Origin of the sequence: Rufibacter ruber (assembly GCF_014138425.1) — a bacterium.
GTDB classification, from domain to species: Bacteria; Bacteroidota; Bacteroidia; order Cytophagales; family Hymenobacteraceae; genus Nibribacter; species Nibribacter ruber_C.
On sequence record NZ_JACJIQ010000025.1, the window covers coordinates 13726 to 29643 of the forward strand.

General features: G+C 48.3%; 14 protein-coding genes. 2 read left to right on the top strand and 12 right to left on the bottom strand.

All coding sequences use genetic code 11. From position 1 onward, the window contains the following. Positions 1-58: 58 nt before the first annotated feature. The 3 genes from nfi to FHS90_RS20720 form a co-directional block, all read right to left on the bottom strand. Positions 59-736: a deoxyribonuclease V gene (nfi, locus tag FHS90_RS20710; RefSeq protein ID WP_182514424.1), complete on the bottom strand. Its 678-nt coding sequence runs from the start codon at positions 734-736 to the stop codon at positions 59-61. A 485-nt stretch (positions 737-1221) separates the two neighbouring features. After that, positions 1222-1950, bottom strand: a complete 729-nt coding sequence (locus FHS90_RS20715; protein ID WP_182514425.1) for a hypothetical protein — start codon at positions 1948-1950, stop codon at positions 1222-1224. A gap of 272 nt (positions 1951-2222) precedes the next feature. Beyond that, complete coding sequence (locus FHS90_RS20720) at positions 2223-2438, bottom strand: hypothetical protein (protein WP_182514426.1); 216 nt, start codon at positions 2436-2438, stop codon at positions 2223-2225. A gap of 253 nt (positions 2439-2691) precedes the next feature. On the opposite strand from FHS90_RS20720, the gene FHS90_RS20725 reads away from it, so the two are divergent. Continuing rightward, on the top strand, positions 2692-4917 hold the full coding sequence (locus tag FHS90_RS20725) for an NADP-dependent isocitrate dehydrogenase (protein ID WP_182514427.1): 2226 nt from the start codon (positions 2692-2694) through the stop codon (positions 4915-4917). Positions 4918-4996: 79 nt separating this feature from the next. Here the strand turns inward: FHS90_RS20725 and FHS90_RS20730 are convergent, their stop codons facing one another. Then, positions 4997-5446, bottom strand: a complete 450-nt coding sequence (locus tag FHS90_RS20730; RefSeq protein WP_182514428.1) for a hypothetical protein — start codon at positions 5444-5446, stop codon at positions 4997-4999. A 156-nt stretch (positions 5447-5602) separates the two neighbouring features. Between FHS90_RS20730 and FHS90_RS22675 the strand changes: the two genes are divergently transcribed. Further along, a complete protein-coding gene (locus FHS90_RS22675; RefSeq protein ID WP_182514429.1) occupies positions 5603-5926 on the top strand; it encodes an NADP-dependent isocitrate dehydrogenase in 324 nt (107 codons plus the stop codon). Positions 5927-5929: 3 nt separating this feature from the next. On the opposite strand, the gene FHS90_RS20740 is transcribed toward FHS90_RS22675, so the two are convergent. The 8 genes from FHS90_RS20740 to FHS90_RS20775 all read right to left on the bottom strand — a co-directional run bounded on the left by FHS90_RS20740 (position 5930) and on the right by FHS90_RS20775 (position 14826). Further along, the gene (locus FHS90_RS20740; protein ID WP_182514430.1) at positions 5930-7975 is read right to left on the bottom strand and encodes an ATP-binding protein; all 2046 of its coding nucleotides are present in this window, start codon (positions 7973-7975) and stop codon (positions 5930-5932) included. A gap of 193 nt (positions 7976-8168) precedes the next feature. Then, complete coding sequence (locus FHS90_RS20745) at positions 8169-8585, bottom strand: type II toxin-antitoxin system VapC family toxin (RefSeq protein ID WP_182514431.1); 417 nt, start codon at positions 8583-8585, stop codon at positions 8169-8171. Continuing rightward, on the bottom strand, positions 8578-8829 hold the full coding sequence (locus FHS90_RS20750; RefSeq protein ID WP_182514432.1) for a DUF6364 family protein: 252 nt from the start codon (positions 8827-8829) through the stop codon (positions 8578-8580). Before FHS90_RS20750 ends, FHS90_RS20745 begins: the two co-directional genes overlap by 8 nt. Before the next feature lie 287 nt (positions 8830-9116). Then, positions 9117-10061, bottom strand: a complete 945-nt coding sequence (locus tag FHS90_RS20755; protein ID WP_246387277.1) for a HipA domain-containing protein — start codon at positions 10059-10061, stop codon at positions 9117-9119. Then, a complete protein-coding gene (locus FHS90_RS20760) occupies positions 10048-10383 on the bottom strand; it encodes a HipA N-terminal domain-containing protein (protein ID WP_182514433.1) in 336 nt (111 codons plus the stop codon). Before FHS90_RS20760 ends, FHS90_RS20755 begins: the two co-directional genes overlap by 14 nt. Beyond that, positions 10380-10589 (bottom strand): helix-turn-helix domain-containing protein, encoded by a 210-nt coding sequence (locus FHS90_RS20765; RefSeq protein ID WP_182514434.1) that lies wholly within the window; start codon positions 10587-10589, stop codon positions 10380-10382. The genes FHS90_RS20760 and FHS90_RS20765 overlap by 4 nt, the downstream gene beginning before the upstream one ends. Before the next feature lie 404 nt (positions 10590-10993). Continuing rightward, positions 10994-11638, bottom strand: coding sequence for a hypothetical protein (locus tag FHS90_RS20770; protein WP_182514435.1), 645 nt, complete (start codon positions 11636-11638; stop codon positions 10994-10996). 224 nt (positions 11639-11862) lie between these two features. Then, positions 11863-14826, bottom strand: coding sequence for a M16 family metallopeptidase (locus tag FHS90_RS20775; RefSeq protein ID WP_182514436.1), 2964 nt, complete (start codon positions 14824-14826; stop codon positions 11863-11865). Positions 14827-15918: the final 1092 nt, after the last annotated feature.

A 15918-nucleotide genomic window follows, 5' to 3' on the forward strand; every position in this document is an offset into this window, starting at 1 on the left:
GGCAGCAGCACGTGCTTTGCTCTGTTTTTAGTGGTAGAACGCTAAATGGTACCGGTAGTTACCCAACTTCGGCTTTGAAGACTTCGGCGTAATGGTCGGCCAGGCGGGTGGGCTCCGGCAGTTTGTGCTTGAGGGACGTCTGCAGCGCCAGGGCGGTGGTGGTTTCAAGGTCCATCAAATGCCCCGGCGAGACGAACACCGGCTTTACCTTGTCTTTGGTGCGAATGACGTTGCCAATGTGCTCCTGGCGGTGGGTGAGGGGCGTGATGCTGCCTTTAACGGAAGCCGGTTCCTCAAACTTGCCCGTGAGTACTTTCTTGGCCACGCCCATAGTGGGTTTGTTCAGCAGCACGCCCAATTGGCTGGCAATGCCCAGGCGGCGCGGGTGCGCAATGCCGTGGCCGTCTACCATGATCAAATCGGGGGTGCGCTCCAGCTTGCCGTACGCCTGCACCAGGTTGGGCGCTTCTCTGAAGGCCAGGAAACCCGGAATGTACGGCATCTCCACCGGCCCGTAGTGCCACACTTTCTCCACCAGCTCCAGTTCCGGGTACGTGAGCACCACAAACACCGACAAGATATTCTCCCCAATAAACGACGAGTCACAGCCCGCCAGCAGTTTCAGGTCAAAGTCCGGTTTTTGGAGCACCACCTGCTGGCGCAGTTTCTCCTGCTGCTCCGTGAGGGTTCTCACCAGTTGCGGGTCGGGCGGTGGAAGGTGGGGAGGCCAGGCCATATTTGTAGTTCTGAGTCTTGAGTTCTAAGTCCTGAGTGATTTCTGTTTTCGGGCTGTTTTTCTGAAAACAGCCCGAAAACAGAAAGCGCATTCCCCTTTACGGCGCTCCACCCCAAGAAGATTTCACGTGCCATTGCTACCTGCCTGCCTTATCAGATTTGCGGCGGTATTACCATTGGCAGTTAACCACCCCTACCCCTCCCAGGAGGGGAATTATCTGCAATGCATGAGCCTGCAGTTCTTTTTTTGCGGGAGTTGTTTGGCGCCTGCCACTTTAGTAGATATTCCCCCTTTGAAGGGGGCGAAGGGGGATGTTGACACCTGCTGAATACGGGTTGCAGCAAATCCTGATGTAGAGACCAGGTACCGCCTTGTCTCCCACGCATTCCAGATAACTCCCCTCCTGGGGTAAGGCTGGGTTATATGCAGCCAGCCTACATAACAGAATTGCCTCCCAAATCTTGCTACTTGCTACGCGATACCAATTATGCACTGCACGGCGTCATCAAGTCTATAAACAGCACCCGCCACTGGCCCTTGATCTGCCCAAAATGGAATTTAAAGCCGCTGCCGGTGTGCAGCACGGTCTTGTTGACCAGTAACTGGGTCTGGGCCACTTTTCTTTCCTCTTCTTTGGGTAGGCTGGCGTATTGGTAGGCGTTGTATTTCCGGAACGCCGAACCGTCTGCCACAAAGCACCCTTTTTTCTCATACGGGGCTGCATCTCCCTCGCAGGTCACCTTGGGCAGCGTTTTGACTTCCTCTAACCGGCAGTTTCTGAAGGTTTCCCTGATGGTGAAGAAGGGGCGCTGTTCTATGTCTGCCCGCTTAAAAGTGCTGATATCTGTGACGTGGGTGAACTGGGGCAGGGCACCGGGCGTGTCAATGAGGTAGAGCCCGTGCTCGGGGTCAATCAGTTGGTTGAAAGCCGCCGTGTCTTGCTTTTTGATGATGGCCTCAAAGTTCTGGAAGAAAGCGGTAAAGTTTTCCTGCGCTTTGGGCGTGGGCTTTTTCACCACCTCCTCCTGCACCGCATTGAGGGTGTCTTGCTGAAGGACCGTCTCTTGTTGCCGGGTCTCTGCAGTAGTGGGGGCCGCCGGGGCAGGCGAGGCGGTTTCTACGGTAGAAGTCTCTGCGTTCCGGGAAGCTGTATTTGGTTGGCAACCAAACCCGAAAAGCAGGGTAGAGGCAAGAATAGGGGCAAATATCTTCATGCTGCTATATACGGAACGTGGTTTGAAAAGTAAAGCCAGGTGGGGCTTAGGTGAAAAGTTCTATAAGCTAAACGGTTGCTGTTACTCTTGCTATGCGCTGCTCCTCCAGATTTGATGCGTGTTTCTCTTTCTAATTTGTCATCTGGAACAGGTCTTAAGCAGATGTGCGGTTCCCGTTGCGGCACCATGCAGCCGGCAGGCGCTGCGCTTTACAAATTTGCAGGGGCTGAAGTTCTGGGTTCATAACCCCGAACAGCCGAGGAGCCTTATGTTTAGCCTGCCTGCTTGAAAGTCATTGCCCGGTACTGGTTGAGCTGCTCCTGCCAGCTTAGAGCTTGTTTACATTTTGATTTAGCAAGCGAAAACGGGGAGCGAAAGGTTCTTCTATAGCGTTTTTTGAGCAGCATACGCCCCGCTATGGTGCGAGAAAAAGGCAAAGTCAGGTTCTTTTGATACCCGTTTGCAGCGCAAAAGACAAATTTAAACATGCTCTTACCTGAATTCCTGTTTTCGGCCTGTTTTTCAGAAAATAGCCCGAAAACAGGAATGCTGTCTCTAAAAACAGTGCTTAGAAAGCGCTGGCGCAGCCCCTGCGAAAAGCGGGGCAGGAATGTGCCTTCGGGCTAGCCCGTATTGAAAAGACACGTATATTTGCCCTTGTCTGCCTGGTAGAAGCCTGCCCGGCAGATAGGGGCTTACGTTAGACGCCCCGGCGTATCATCTTTAACCCAAAAGAACAGCATGAGCAAAGCAAACAAGATTATCTATACCATCACCGACGAGGCCCCGGCCCTGGCCACCCAGTCGTTCCTGCCCATTGTCAAGGCGTTCACCAAGGCCGCCGGTATTGACGTGGAAACCCGAGACATCTCCCTGGCGGGCCGTATTCTGGCTACGTTCCCAGAGAACCTGACCGCTGAGCAGCGGCAAGCCGATGACCTGGCCGAGCTGGGCGAACTAGCCAAAACTCCCGAGGCGAACATCATTAAATTGCCCAACATCTCGGCTTCTATTCCGCAGTTGACGGCCGCTATTAAAGAGCTGCAGGAGCAGGGCTATAATATTCCAGATTATCCGGCTACGCCGAAAGATGACGCTGAGCAGGAAATCAAAACCCGCTACGGCAAAGTGTTGGGCAGTGCCGTGAACCCGGTGTTGCGCGAAGGAAACTCTGACCGCCGCGTAGCCGATGCCGTGAAGCAGTACGCCAAGAAGAACCCGCACTCCATGGGTGCCTGGTCAGCAGACTCTAAATCACACGTGGCCCACATGGACGGCGGCGATTTCTACGGCACCGAGCAGTCTGTGGTAGTAGACAACGCCACCAGCGTGAAGATTGAGTTTGTAGGCGCTGACGGTGCTGCCAAAACCCTGAAAGAAAACATCGCGCTGAAAGCAGGCGAGGTGATTGATTCATCAGTGATGAGCAAGAAGGCGTTGCGCGCGTTCTTTGAGAAAGAGATTGCCGAGGCCAAAGCATCGGGCATTCTGTTGTCTCTGCACCTGAAAGCTACCATGATGAAGGTGTCTGACCCTATCATGTTCGGCCACGCCGTGACGGTGTTCTTCAAAGATGTGTTTGAAAAGCATGCTGAGGCGCTGAAAGAGGCAGGCGTAGACCCTAACAACGGTTTAGGCGATGTGTACAGCAAAATCCAGAAACTGTCGGCTGATAAGCGCGAGGCCATTGAAGCTGATTTGAAAGCGGCTATTGAGAACGGACCGGCCCTGGCCATGGTAGATTCTGACAAAGGCATCACCAACCTGCACTTCCCCAATGATGTGATTATTGACGCGTCTATGCCAGCCGCTATCAGAACATCGGGCAAGATGTGGGGCGCCGATGGCAAGCCGCACGACACCAAGTTCATGATTCCGGACCGTTCTTACGCGGGTATCTACAAAGAAGTCATCAATTTCTGCAAAGAGAACGGCGCGTTTGACCCTAAAACCATGGGCACCGTGCCGAACATCGGCTTAATGGCCCAGAAGGCCGAAGAATACGGTTCGCATGACAAAACCTTCCAGATGACGGAGGCCGGAACCGTGCGCGTGGTAGACGCCAACGGCAACGCCCTTATGGAGCAGAAAGTAGAGGAAGGCGATATCTTCAGAATGTGCCAGACCAAAGACCTGCCAATTCAGGACTGGGTGAAGCTGGCCGTTACCCGCGCCCGCATTACCGGTGCGCCTGCCATTTTCTGGTTAGACCCGCAGCGCGCGCATGATGCCAACCTGATCAAGAAAGTAGAAAAGTACCTGCAAGACCACGACACCAACGGCCTTGAGGTGAAAATCATGTCGCCGGTAGAAGCCATGCGCTACTCTTGTGAGCGCGCTAAAGCCGGAAAAGACACCATCTCAGTGACCGGTAACGTACTGCGTGACTACCTCACCGACTTATTCCCGATTCTGGAACTGGGTACCAGCGCTAAAATGCTGTCTATTGTGCCGTTGCTAGACGGTGGCGGATTGTTTGAAACCGGTGCCGGCGGGTCTGCGCCTAAGCACGTGCAGCAGTTCCAGGAAGAAAACTACCTGCGTTGGGATTCTCTGGGTGAGTTCCTGGCCCTGGCCGTTTCGCTGGAAGACCTGGCTTACAAAACCAAGAACGAGAAAGCAGCAGTATTAGCAGAGGCTCTGAATTCGGCCAATGCTGAGTTCCTGGAGAAAGACAAGTCGCCGGCTCGTAAAGTTGGCGGCATTGACAACCGCGGCAGCCACTTCTACCTGGCGCTTTACTGGGCTCAAGCCCTGGCGGAGCAAACCAAGAACGAGGAACTGAAAGCCCGCTTCTCTGACCTCGCCAAGGCGTTGACCGAGAACGAAGAGAAGATTGTGCAGGAGCAAATTGCCGAGCAAGGCAAACCGGTAGACATGGGCGGTTATTTCCACCCAGACTTCACTAAAGTTGCTGAAGCTATGCGGCCCAGCGCTACCTTGAACTCTTATATTGATCAGTTCTAAGAGGAGCTGAGGTTAAACAAAAAAGGCCGCTTGGGAGAAATCTCAAGCGGCCTTTTTATTCGTCAATCATCTCTTGTTTTTAAAACAGAGAGACACCAAATTCTTTTGACAGCAGCGTATCCAGTTGCTGGAGGTCTGATAGTAAATCTAGATGAGTTTGGGTGGATGGCCCTTCAGGCTTGTTTTTCTGTAACAGCTTTTTCAATTCCTGCATTCTAAAATAAAAGGAGGGGGACTGAAGATCAAAGGGTAGGAGCGCTCCCTTTTTTTCAATGGCGATTCTTTTTTGCCTCAACACGTTGACTATTTCAACAGCCGAATCAAAATCTAGTTCCTTTTGTTCGACAGACTTTAAAAGTCCGCACTCAAAATTGGCGCATTGTTTCGGTCTATTAGGATAAATGGTGCAACCATCACAATAGTTGCGACAGGGTTGAAGGAAAAAACCATCACCATTTGTATTCTCAACGTCCATGAACTCTCTCATGACAGGCAACTCTTCACGGCCAAGCTGTACAAAACCAATCATAGTGCCGTCACAACAGGACCCACAAGACAAACAGATATTTGTTGAATCACCCATGTTCTCTAAAAGTAGACCAAAAACGGGGAAGGAGCAACCATTAGCTGCTCCTTCCCCGTTTTACAAAATATGATAGAATAGTTTTACGGGAGTAAGCGGTCTTTGCGCAACTGCTTAAACAATAAAATAGGCGGCATTGACAACCGCGGAAGCCACTTCTATCTGGCGCTTTACTGGGCACAAGCCCTGGCCAAAGCGCTGACCGAGATCGAAGAGAAGATTGTACAGGAGCAAATTGCCGAGCAGGGTAAGCCCGTAGATATGGGCGGTTACTTCCACCCAGACTTTAGCAAAGTAGCCGAAGCTATGCGGCCAAGTGCACCGTTGAAAGGGTTTATTGACCGGGTTCTAAGGAGAGTTGGTTTTGAATATAAAAGCCGCTTGGGAGAAATCTCAAGCGGCCTCTTTTGTTTTAAAAGTATCTGAAGATTATAATACTTTTCTAAGCTGGGCGCTTATTTTTTCATCAATCAAATCGGGGTATTCTGTTTCAAATTTTTCCTTTACAGATTTGTCCTTAATTGAGAGTTGGTTGTGTAAATAGCCTAGTTTCCTTTTGTTTAATTCTATCAGTTCTGACCAAGCCATTACATAAACCTCTATATTTTTTTCTGTTTTCCTGTCATATAAGAATGGATTGTCTTTAAAGTTCTCTCTTTGTGATTTTACTTTTGATTTCGCGTATCCGTTAAGTTTAGAAGAAATTAATAAAAGCTTATATTTTACTTTCTCTGACGGTAAAGCGGAGTTCTCTTCAATGGTAAACGCATAGCGATCAATTTGATTCAATTCTTTTTGACCTATAGCGCATTTTGGTGACTTTAATTCAACAACCATTATTTCACGAACATCATTATCTGTTATTCTTTCATTGTAAAAGAATAAATCAGTAATATCGTCCATATTACCTTCGACCTCTATTACGTTTTCATCCTCCTCTGATGGGCTGTAGCCAAAAAATTTATATCGTAATTCATCTAAGATATTACCGATTTTTTTGTCTGACCATAAATGTGGCGCTCCATTATAGTTTTCACCAAATAGCCATAGCTCATTTTCAATGATCTTGTGAAGTTGACTTCTTTCTTTTAAATATTTAGAAATTTCCCCATATACAAGCTCATGGAGGAAGCTCAAGAACTCTAGCTTTTCAGATACTTGGCTAGTAAAGTGTATCACATCTTCTAAATCTGTTTTCTGAAGAAGTGAATGAAATTTTTCTAAGTTTTCTTCAGATAACTTTAAAACTTTTTTGAAAATGTATTCTATATTCCCATTGCTAATGGCTTTATCAAGTAAAGGATAAAGAAAATTCCTTATCTTTTCATCCCTTTGAATTAAGTGATGTTCATCTTCAAGCAAATATGCAATTTTCTTAAACACCACTTCTTGAGATATTGAAGCTGGTTGATCATCTTTATAAGGGTAGAACTTGTCATTTTCTAAACTATTTACAAACTTTTCAAAGCGCTTATTCCTTGCTTTAAAAAATTCATTAATTGATTCCTTAACAGTATTCTTCAGGTTTTTAATTTCTTCTTCTCCAAGGGATTCAATATCTAAATTTCTAAATAGATCAATATCGAAAAAGTCGGATTCAATATATATAAACCAAGTTCCTAGGTCTGGTGTATACCAATCTGATGAATATGTGTATTCGTATGCTACTGATTTGATTCCAGCATTGTCTATCTGGAAGAATACCTTTACTTTATTTAAGTTTGATCTTACATTGTAGAAGTAAAAGTTGATATTGTGTTCTTTTCCGTTCTTGTCAGTATAAATAACGTTTCTAAACACAGGCTCATCAATAACAAAATCGCTCCTTAATAACTTATTTTCATTTACATAGAAGTTTATTTTTCCATTAAAAATTTCATATGGATAATTCTCAAAAAGGCTTTGAGCAATATTTGACTCTAAAAAGTTTGTGGTAATTTTATTCTTTTTTGCAATTTTAGCCTGAGTATTATGGTGCAAGTGCTCAATATCTACTCTGTAATAAGGTGTTAAGCCTGCTTCATCAAAAATTTGGAAATCAACCTTTATGTCAGTCTTTTCAAGTTCAATATCTTCTAGATCAGTAGTATCAATGCCAAAGAGAGTTTTACTAAAACTTTTTTCCTTTTCATCATAAGCTAAGGTTTCGATTTTCATTAACTCTCCAATTTGAAAGGAACTAAATCTTCCTATCCCCTGACCTTTTTCCTTTACTTTTGTTCCTATTTGCAGAATTTTCTTTTTGAATTCAGAGAAAGAAACACCACTACCGTCATCAAGTATTGATATTTTTTCAATACCAGATTTACAGCTAGCCGAGTTGTTGTAAACTATATTTATTCTAATATTCTTAGCGCCTGCCTGAATTGAATTATTAATCAATTCTTTAAACGCTTTGAAAGTATCACCATATTTGGTGAAATGATTCTTTATTACTCTAGTATTTGTTGTGAGTTTTTCTGTGATTGATTGCATAACCTTATTTTGAAAATAAATATCATCAGATGTTAAATATGTCTTAAGTAACGTGTTTAATGGCGAAAGGGGGTTTGGAGGAAAATAGTTAATAAATGTAAATGTAGTGTTTTTTTAATAAAATCTGCTTAGGTTTCGAGTCTCCCGCATGAGAGAATAAACTACAAGTTAAGGTATGTTTTAATACTTAAATCTACACCTCCCTCCCTTTCAAAAACAACTCCGGTGTCTGCACCGGTATCTCTGCCTTTTTATAATCCTTCAGATTCCTAGTCAACAGCAACTTTATCCCAGTTTCAATGGCAGTAAAATACTGAATGGCGTCTTCAAAATCTTTGAACTTAGAATGCAGGGCTAATTCAATGACTTTGTCATCTACGGCCAACACCTGCACCAAAACCTTGAACTTGCTTAAAATGCGCCGGGCTTCGGGCATGGAGTATTGCCTGGACAAAAGGTAATACAAGTTTGAGAAAGAAAGGGAAGAAACATACAGTTTTATCTCACCTTTGTCAGCGAGGGTAAATAGCGAAGCGGCATAGACATAGTGCGGTTCTCGTTGGGCTAAAAGGTCCAGGCACACATCGGTGTCAATGAAGATTTCAGTCATGGAGGTACTTATCCGCTAAATGGTCTCCATATTCCTTTTTATGGTCAAGTTCTGCAGGGAGCGTAAGCACTCCAGAAAGGCTTTTCACCAAAGGCGAAATCTCTGTAGTTTCATTTTCGTCCACTGTGATTTTTTCCAGATACGCTTCTACCAATTTTGAGACACTCGTTTTTTTGTGAGAAGCATAAGACTTGGCTCTCGCGATAATTTTCTGGTCAAGAACTAAAGTGAGTTTGGTTTCCATACGTGTAAGATATAAAATATTATACGTGTATGCAAGGAGTGGGTTGATGAAATGCCGTTCTCTGATTGCCCACTTCTGCCCTTACCTGTTTTCGGCCTCTTTTCGCCAAAACAGCCCAAAAACGCAAAAGGAGCAACCTCACGGCCACTCCTTCTGCTAAAAACGAATAACTACCAACGAACAACTAACTCAATACCCAACAGATTCTTTAATGTCAGTTGCTTCATGGTGCCGTACTTGGCCAGTTTCATGAAATTGAGCCGGTCTTAAAGAGAAGTCACCATTCTTTACAAGCTTAGCTGCACATACCGTGCTTCGAGCAGTTGCGCATAAGCCTCTTTCATCTCATCAGACAAAAAAGACTTTTCAATCCATTTCAGCGCGAGGCGCTTATTCTTCACCATTCGTTTAAAAACTCCCTGAATCTGCTTGTCAGTCAGTTCCAGCCCTTTCCCGAAGCGTTCAAAGTGCTCCCGTTTGAGTTTCTTCTTTTTGCCTCCCAGGGTGAGCGCCAGTTCTTCGGTGTCTTCTGGAAAAACAATGGCTACGTTCAGGAGGTCATAGGCAGGGGCCAGCACCCAACCCGAGGGACTTTGGAGCATGGAGAAGTTCTTCAGGTGCATGTCATTGTTGCCCGTCAGGAAGCTGAACACCGCCAGCTCAAAGAAGAGAATCTTGTCTAGCAACGTGTTATCTGAATATTTGTGCAGGGCCTTGCCCACTTTCTCCATAGAGCTCTTGTACTTGTCAAAAGCTTCGGTGATCTGGAACATGTCCAGCATATGGATTTTCTCCCCCGTGGGGGTGCGATCAATCCGTTTGGTAAGGTAGGCCAGTTCCCCAGAAACCAACCTGATCAAACTGGAAGGAACCACCCGTATGCCAAATGCCTCAGCCATGCGCATGGTCACGTGCTCGTTCTCGGGCATCTGCGGGAATTGATCAGAAGGCGGTTTGAAAATGTAGTTTCCGCCCAACGCGCCTACCACCGTCAGTCTGATTTCAGCGGAGGATTGGGCTTCTTTCACCAGCGACATAGAGAGCTTGGGTTGTACCCCCGGCACGGTCACGCTGCGTTCTACCACCTCCTGCGCCAGAGCCGTCATTTGGTCTAGGGAGTAAGGTATCTGTGGCGGGGTAGCAGCCCCGAAGAACTGGAGGCTGCACTGGCTATGGAAAGAAGCAGGGCCCGCCAATGGTTCATAACAGTACAGGCATTTATGCTGCATCATCTTCTGGGATAGGGTGTACACTTACCGCACCAATGCAGTTCTGACAACAGGCCAGCAATAGGCCCATGCGGTCATTCCGGTTTATCTTCCAACTGGTAGAAGCAATTTCCAGCAGCCAACCCTCGGGGATTAATCCTTCAAAAAAGGGGAACAGGCGGTTGTCAGTATAAGGTTTATCGGTGACGGGCATGGTGAAGGTGAGAAAGGCATTGGGGTGCTCTTGCACATACTGCGCATCATATTGAAAAACGTAGTCGCCTTCCTCGGTTTCGGTGACCAGACCGGCATACCAGTCTTGGTAGAATACTTTGCCCCGTCTCATTGGCCCAGTTCTTTCCTGTTCACCGGCGCCAGCTCATGCCCAAACATGTTTAGCACCAGGTTCACTTTGTCCAGGTTCAGATTAGTTTTTCCCTGTTCAATTTTCCTGATGACGGTGAGTGCCACCCCCGCCCGTTCCGCAAATTCCTCCTGGGTAAGATTCACTTCCCGCCTGCGGGCTTTCACGAACTCTGCTAAACGCTTCATTATATGTTTTCAGATATACTTTTCTGTAAAAGTAGTGAATTATATGTAATTAGATATAACGAGGCTAGTTTTGTTAGGTTTGTATGCATATGAATATAATCTTTTTAAGGCATCCTTGGGAAATGAAAATAAGAAAGTAAGTGGCATAATGGATTTAAAAGAACAGTACCAAGCGGCGGTCAGGGAGTAGGTTTGTATTTCTAATTCACTCACAAGATCCTTTCAAGAGGGCAAGCCGAAGCGAAGCAATTGTTCTTTAGAAATTATGATTACATCAAGAGCTGTTTTCGGCCTGTTTTAGCCAAAACTGCCCAAAAACGAAGAAGGAGCGACCTAACGGCTGCTCCTTCTCTATAAGACGATGTAAATGTTGAGAGAAATGCAAAATTGAAATCCTTAGTGGTCTACCCGCTGCCTTTCATTATTTCCTTCAGTTCTTTCAATAGCTGCTCTTGCATGAACTCTCCGAAATAGGAGATATACTTCCCGTTAGGGGCTAGAATGACATAAGAGCCACACGGGTAGTGGTACTTGAAGAATGTTTTCTCAATTACTTGCTCGGGGTCTTTGTGCCAAGTAGCACCGCTTCTTTTATTTTCTAAGCCTGCATAGGTTCTGTATATGCGCACGGGATTCACGTTGGCAATCTTTTGGGTCCTTCTCGTCAATTCATCCTTTTGTGGAGATACGTTTGCTGCAGAACCTGAACCAGATGAATTGCAGGCATCTTTTCCAGGATAGTAAATTATGACAAGCGGCTTGGTTCGGTCTACGGCAATGTTGGCTTGTGTGAGCGTAGAGATTATTTTTTCATAGTTTTCAACCTGCCCTTTCTCTGAGCGCTCCCCTACGGCCTTGTAAATAGGCAGCGAGTCATTTTTGGCCAGCATAATGTCTGGCTGGTCAATCAGTTTGAGGAAGGCCTCTTTGCTGATGGGTTTGTCATGCTGGTCTAAGAGCAACCCGCCTTCTTTGGGTTTTTCCTGAGCGAAGGCAAAAGCGGAGCTGAAAATGAAGACGACGAACAATACTAGATTTCCAGGTTTCATAAAATATGGAATAGATAAATGACTATAGAATTACATTAAATATACTCTTTGTTTAGGAAGAATTGCTCCAGTCTGTTAAATCTTTAGCCCGTTTCTTTCGGTTTCTAAATGAATAGTTCGCGTTTCTGGCCTCTTTTCGCCAAAACAGGCCAAAAACGCAAGAAGGAGCAACCTTACGGCTGCTCCTTCTGCTAATAACGAATAACTACCAACGAACAACTAACCTAATACCCAAACAGCTCCTTCAACGTGAGCTGCTTCACGGTACCGTACTTGGCCAGTTCTTTGAAGTTGAGCCTGTCTTTGGAGCCAATCACCAGAATGGTCTGGTTTTGGCCCTTCACGAACTGCTGCTGGAAGGCTTTGATTTGGTCCAGGGTGAGGGCGTCCAGGCTTTCGTAGATGTCTTTTCTGATGTCATGGTCCACGCCCAGTTTACGGGCCTGCTCATAGTTCATCAAGATGCCTACCTTGTTCACCCGCTCCGTAGCGATGCTGTTGCGCACCGAGGCTTTGGCGTTCTCAAAGTTGGTGGCGGCCAGCGGCATGTCGTTCAGGAGCTCCTGCATACCGGCCATGGCCTCGGGTAGTTTATCGGCTTGCGTACCGATGTACGACATGATGTAGTTGGCGCGGTCTTTCCGGCTGGCGTTGTTGAACCTTGAGCTGGCGCTGTATGCCAACGCCCGTGATTCGCGCAGTTCCTGAAACACAATGGCACCCATGCCGCCGTCAAAATACTCATTGTAGAGCCTGATAGTGGGCACCATCTTGGGGTCATAATTCAGCGATTTGGTCAGGAACAGCAGTTCGGCCTGCACCATGTTGTAGTCGGTCCAGAGCACCTGGCGCTTGGTAATGTCCAGTTCCTTGAACTCTTTGGCCGCCGGAATAGGCTTGAGCGAGGCCGGTGCGTTATGCCCCGTATTCAGCGTAGCGGTCACGTCCTGCATCGGCCGAGGGCCGTAGTACAACACGTGATGCTGGTACGTGGGAATGCTCTTGATGATGGACAGCAGCTCCTCTGGCTTCACTTTCTTGAGTTGCGGCTCAGACAGAATGTTGGTGAACGGGTTCTTGGGGCCGTACTTAGCGTAGTTCACCATGGCCACGCTGTGAATCACGTTCTTGTTCAGCTTGGCGTCTTTGCGGTCTTTCAAGATGCCGGCCACTAAATCTTCCAGCGCTTTTTTATCAGCTTTGGGGTTTTGCAGCAGGCTTTCAAACAGCGTGAGGCCCTGCTCCAGGTTTTCGTCCAGGCCACTCAGAGACACATACACCTGGTCCTGCCCCGAAGACACGCTGAACGAGCAGCCAATCTTGAAAAACTCTTTCTGTAGCTCCTCGGCGGTGTATTTGTCGGTGCCCAGGTACTGCAGGTAGTCCACGGCCAAGCCAATTTTGGGGTCGTTGTTGGTGCCCATTTCCAGCACGTAGTACAGGTTGAACAGGCCGTTTTCCGCATTGCGGGTGTAGTAAATAGGAATCCCTGATTTCAGCTTGCCTTCCTGCAAATCTTTCTGGTAATCTACAAACTGCGGCTGCAGGTCAGAGGCCGGTTTGCTGGCCACCAGCTTGTAGTACTCAGACTGTGCCTCGCGGTTGGCGGGCACGGGCGTAATGGCAGGTTTCTCTACTTTTTGGGCGGTGGGGTCCTGGCCGGTGCGCTTATAAATGGCCACGTAGTTGTTGCTGTAGTAGCGGTTGGCCACGTCCATCACGTCTTGTTTGGTGATTTTCTCAAACGCCTCTTCCTGTTGCAGGTACTCTGACCAGTCCATGTGCGCCAGGAACGCGTCTACGAAAGCCGTGGCGCGCGCGGCGTTGCTCTCGTAGCTCTTCATCTTGCTAATCTTGTTCTTGTTCACAATAGCCGGAATAAGCCAATCTTCAAACTGTCCTTTCTTTACCAGCTCCACCTGCTGCAATAGCAAGTCGCGCACCTGGTCTAACGTTTGCCCCTGGCGCGGGTTCCCCGAAAGGAAATGCGCGCTGTAGTCATTGTAAATCTCGGCGAACGAGCCCGCGCCCAACGCCGCCTGTTTCTGGTTGATGTTCAGGTCAATCAAACCCGCCTGGCCGTTGCTCAGAATCTGGTTGATCATGCGCAACACAATCGCGTCTTTGCTTTTCACCCCCGAGAAACGGTAGGCCAGCAGCAGGCTTTCGGCCTCTGGGCCGAACACTTCTTTCACCACCGGCGCGGCAATGGGCTTCTCCTGCGGCGCGCGGTACACGGGGTCATTCTTCTTCTGCCACCGCCCGAAATGCTCCTGAATCACCTGAATGGTCTGGTCAAACTCCAGGTCGCCGCTCATGGCGATGGCCATGTTGTTAGGCACGTAGTATTGGTCAAAGTACTTCTTAATCTCGGTGATTGACGGATTTTTAAGGTGCTCCACGGTGCCAATGGTGGTCTGGGTGCCGTACTGGTGCGTGGGGAACAGCGCCGCGAAGGCCGCCTCAAACGCCTTGTTGTTGTCTGAGTCCAACGACCGGTTTTTCTCCTCGTACACGGCCTCCAGCTCGGTATGGAACAGCCTCGGAATCATCACGCCCAGCCGCTCGGCCTCCAGCATGGCCCACTTGTCCAGCTGGTTACTGGGAATGTCGCCGTAGTAAATGGTCTGCTCCACCCAGGTGCTGGCGTTGGAGTTCTTCATGCCCATAGCCGCCACCAGCTTGTCATACTCATTGGGCACTGCGTACTTGGCCGCTACGCCCGAAATAGAGTCAATCTGGTGGTAGGTTTTTTGGCGCAGCGCCGGGTCTTTCTGGGTGCGGTACAGTTCATACAGCGCCTCAATCTTGGCCAGCTCTACTTTCTCCTTTTCCCAGTCTATGGTGCCCAAGCGGGTAGAACCTTTGAACGCCATGTGCTCCAGGTAATGCGCCAGACCGGTGGCATTGGCCGGGTCGTTCTTGCTGCCCGCGCGCACCGCAATGTACGTCTGAATACGCGGCGCCGCCTTGTACTGCGACAGGTACACCTTCAGCCCGTTGTCCAGCGTGTAAATTCGGGTCTTGAGCGGGTCGTTGGGAACGGTGGTGTAGGTGAGTTCTTTTTTAGCCGGAGCTTCGGTAGCAGATTGCGTGGCTGTAGAAGCAGTCTGGGGCGGCGTGCTGGTTTTGCATTGGGCAAACAGCAAAGTGCCTATCAATGAAAAAGCAAGGGTTCTTTTTTTCATTTAAGAGTTGGGTTGTGGGTGTAGTAAGTCAAATATAACGAATGCCCCGGTTTTGTCTTGTTCTTTTCTTTTCAGGAATATCGAGGAGTGCGTTTTGGGGCTGATTTTCTAAAAACAGGCCAAAAACAGGATCGTGGTGTTTGGTTATCACTTATCCTGGGCTTATAGTGGGAGCTATCACCTTAATCTTGTTGATTTAAAGCCATTTGTAGTCAGCTGTTCGTTTGCTTTGACCGTTTGCTCCGGGGCAGCGTAGGAATGCGTAGTCTGCTGTTCCCTTGGCGGTGGCGCTTGATGCTGTATTTGGTGACTGCCAGTTGCTGCTGCTGGACTGCTACCGTAGTTCGCTATTCCCCTGGCTTTGGCGCTTGACGGGGTGCCTCACTCACTGAGTTGTTTCATCTTTTCCGGTAAGCGCTCACGGCCGCGGGGCCCCGTCCTGGGGGTGAGCACTGCTGTTAAAACTAGGCCCTCCGGCCTTGCCGCTGGTGCGGCACCGTATTAACAGAGGCGCTCACCCCCAGGACTGGTTTCGGTTCCTCTTCTGATCAGCCTTATTTGCTCTGTCTGTTTCTGTAGGTAACTACTGCTGATCCGCTAGCCTGAGGCGAGCCCGTGCTGCGCACATCAGCCAGAGCAGAAGGGTAGATTGATCATTGCTGCTTGCCTGTTGGACTGGTTCAGACGTTTCGGAGAATGGTAGAGACCAGGCACCGCCTTGTCTCCCACGCATATTTGATACTCCCCCTTTGAAGGGGGCGAAGGGGATGTTGACACAGGAGGGCACACATTGCAGGTGTAGGAGCGTATTACATACACCTGCACGCGTTCCCGGTAATTCCCCTCCTCAGAGGGGTAGGGGTGGGTCCCACGCATGGCTGATCTTATCATGGCTCCCGGCGAGTCTGGAGACTCGCACCATCCCAGGTCACGAGTCAGAGACTCGCGCCAGTGATCGATCTCCTAAACAATTTACCATACACCATCAGCCATTCTCCCAAGACCTCGTAGCGTCCGGAGGACCTGCGAGCGTCTGCGCCAATTACCGCTGCAACCGCCTCGCCCTCATCCTAACCTTCTCCCAGGGGGAGA

What these genes read in the sequence shown, in the direction of transcription:
- FHS90_RS20745 (WP_182514431.1), bottom strand. Translation starts at nt 8,585, where the DNA reads ATGACTGAAATCTTCATTGACACCGATGTGTGCCTGGACCTTTTAGCC.
- FHS90_RS20755 (WP_246387277.1), bottom strand. Translation starts at nt 10,061, where the DNA reads ATGATGCAGCATAAATGCCTGTACTGTTATGAACCATTGGCGGGCCCT.
- FHS90_RS20760 (WP_182514433.1), bottom strand. Translation starts at nt 10,383, where the DNA reads ATGAGACGGGGCAAAGTATTCTACCAAGACTGGTATGCCGGTCTGGTC.
- FHS90_RS20725 (WP_182514427.1), top strand. Translation starts at nt 2,692, where the DNA reads ATGAGCAAAGCAAACAAGATTATCTATACCATCACCGACGAGGCCCCG.
- FHS90_RS20765 (WP_182514434.1), bottom strand. Translation starts at nt 10,589, where the DNA reads ATGAAGCGTTTAGCAGAGTTCGTGAAAGCCCGCAGGCGGGAAGTGAAT.
- FHS90_RS20750 (WP_182514432.1), bottom strand. Translation starts at nt 8,829, where the DNA reads ATGGAAACCAAACTCACTTTAGTTCTTGACCAGAAAATTATCGCGAGA.
- FHS90_RS20720 (WP_182514426.1), bottom strand. Translation starts at nt 2,438, where the DNA reads ATGTTTAAATTTGTCTTTTGCGCTGCAAACGGGTATCAAAAGAACCTG.
- FHS90_RS20730 (WP_182514428.1), bottom strand. Translation starts at nt 5,446, where the DNA reads ATGATTGGTTTTGTACAGCTTGGCCGTGAAGAGTTGCCTGTCATGAGA.
- nfi (WP_182514424.1), bottom strand. Translation starts at nt 736, where the DNA reads ATGGCCTGGCCTCCCCACCTTCCACCGCCCGACCCGCAACTGGTGAGA.
- FHS90_RS20770 (WP_182514435.1), bottom strand. Translation starts at nt 11,638, where the DNA reads ATGAAACCTGGAAATCTAGTATTGTTCGTCGTCTTCATTTTCAGCTCC.
- FHS90_RS20715 (WP_182514425.1), bottom strand. Translation starts at nt 1,950, where the DNA reads ATGAAGATATTTGCCCCTATTCTTGCCTCTACCCTGCTTTTCGGGTTT.
- FHS90_RS20740 (WP_182514430.1), bottom strand. Translation starts at nt 7,975, where the DNA reads ATGCAATCAATCACAGAAAAACTCACAACAAATACTAGAGTAATAAAG.
- FHS90_RS20775 (WP_182514436.1), bottom strand. Translation starts at nt 14,826, where the DNA reads ATGAAAAAAAGAACCCTTGCTTTTTCATTGATAGGCACTTTGCTGTTT.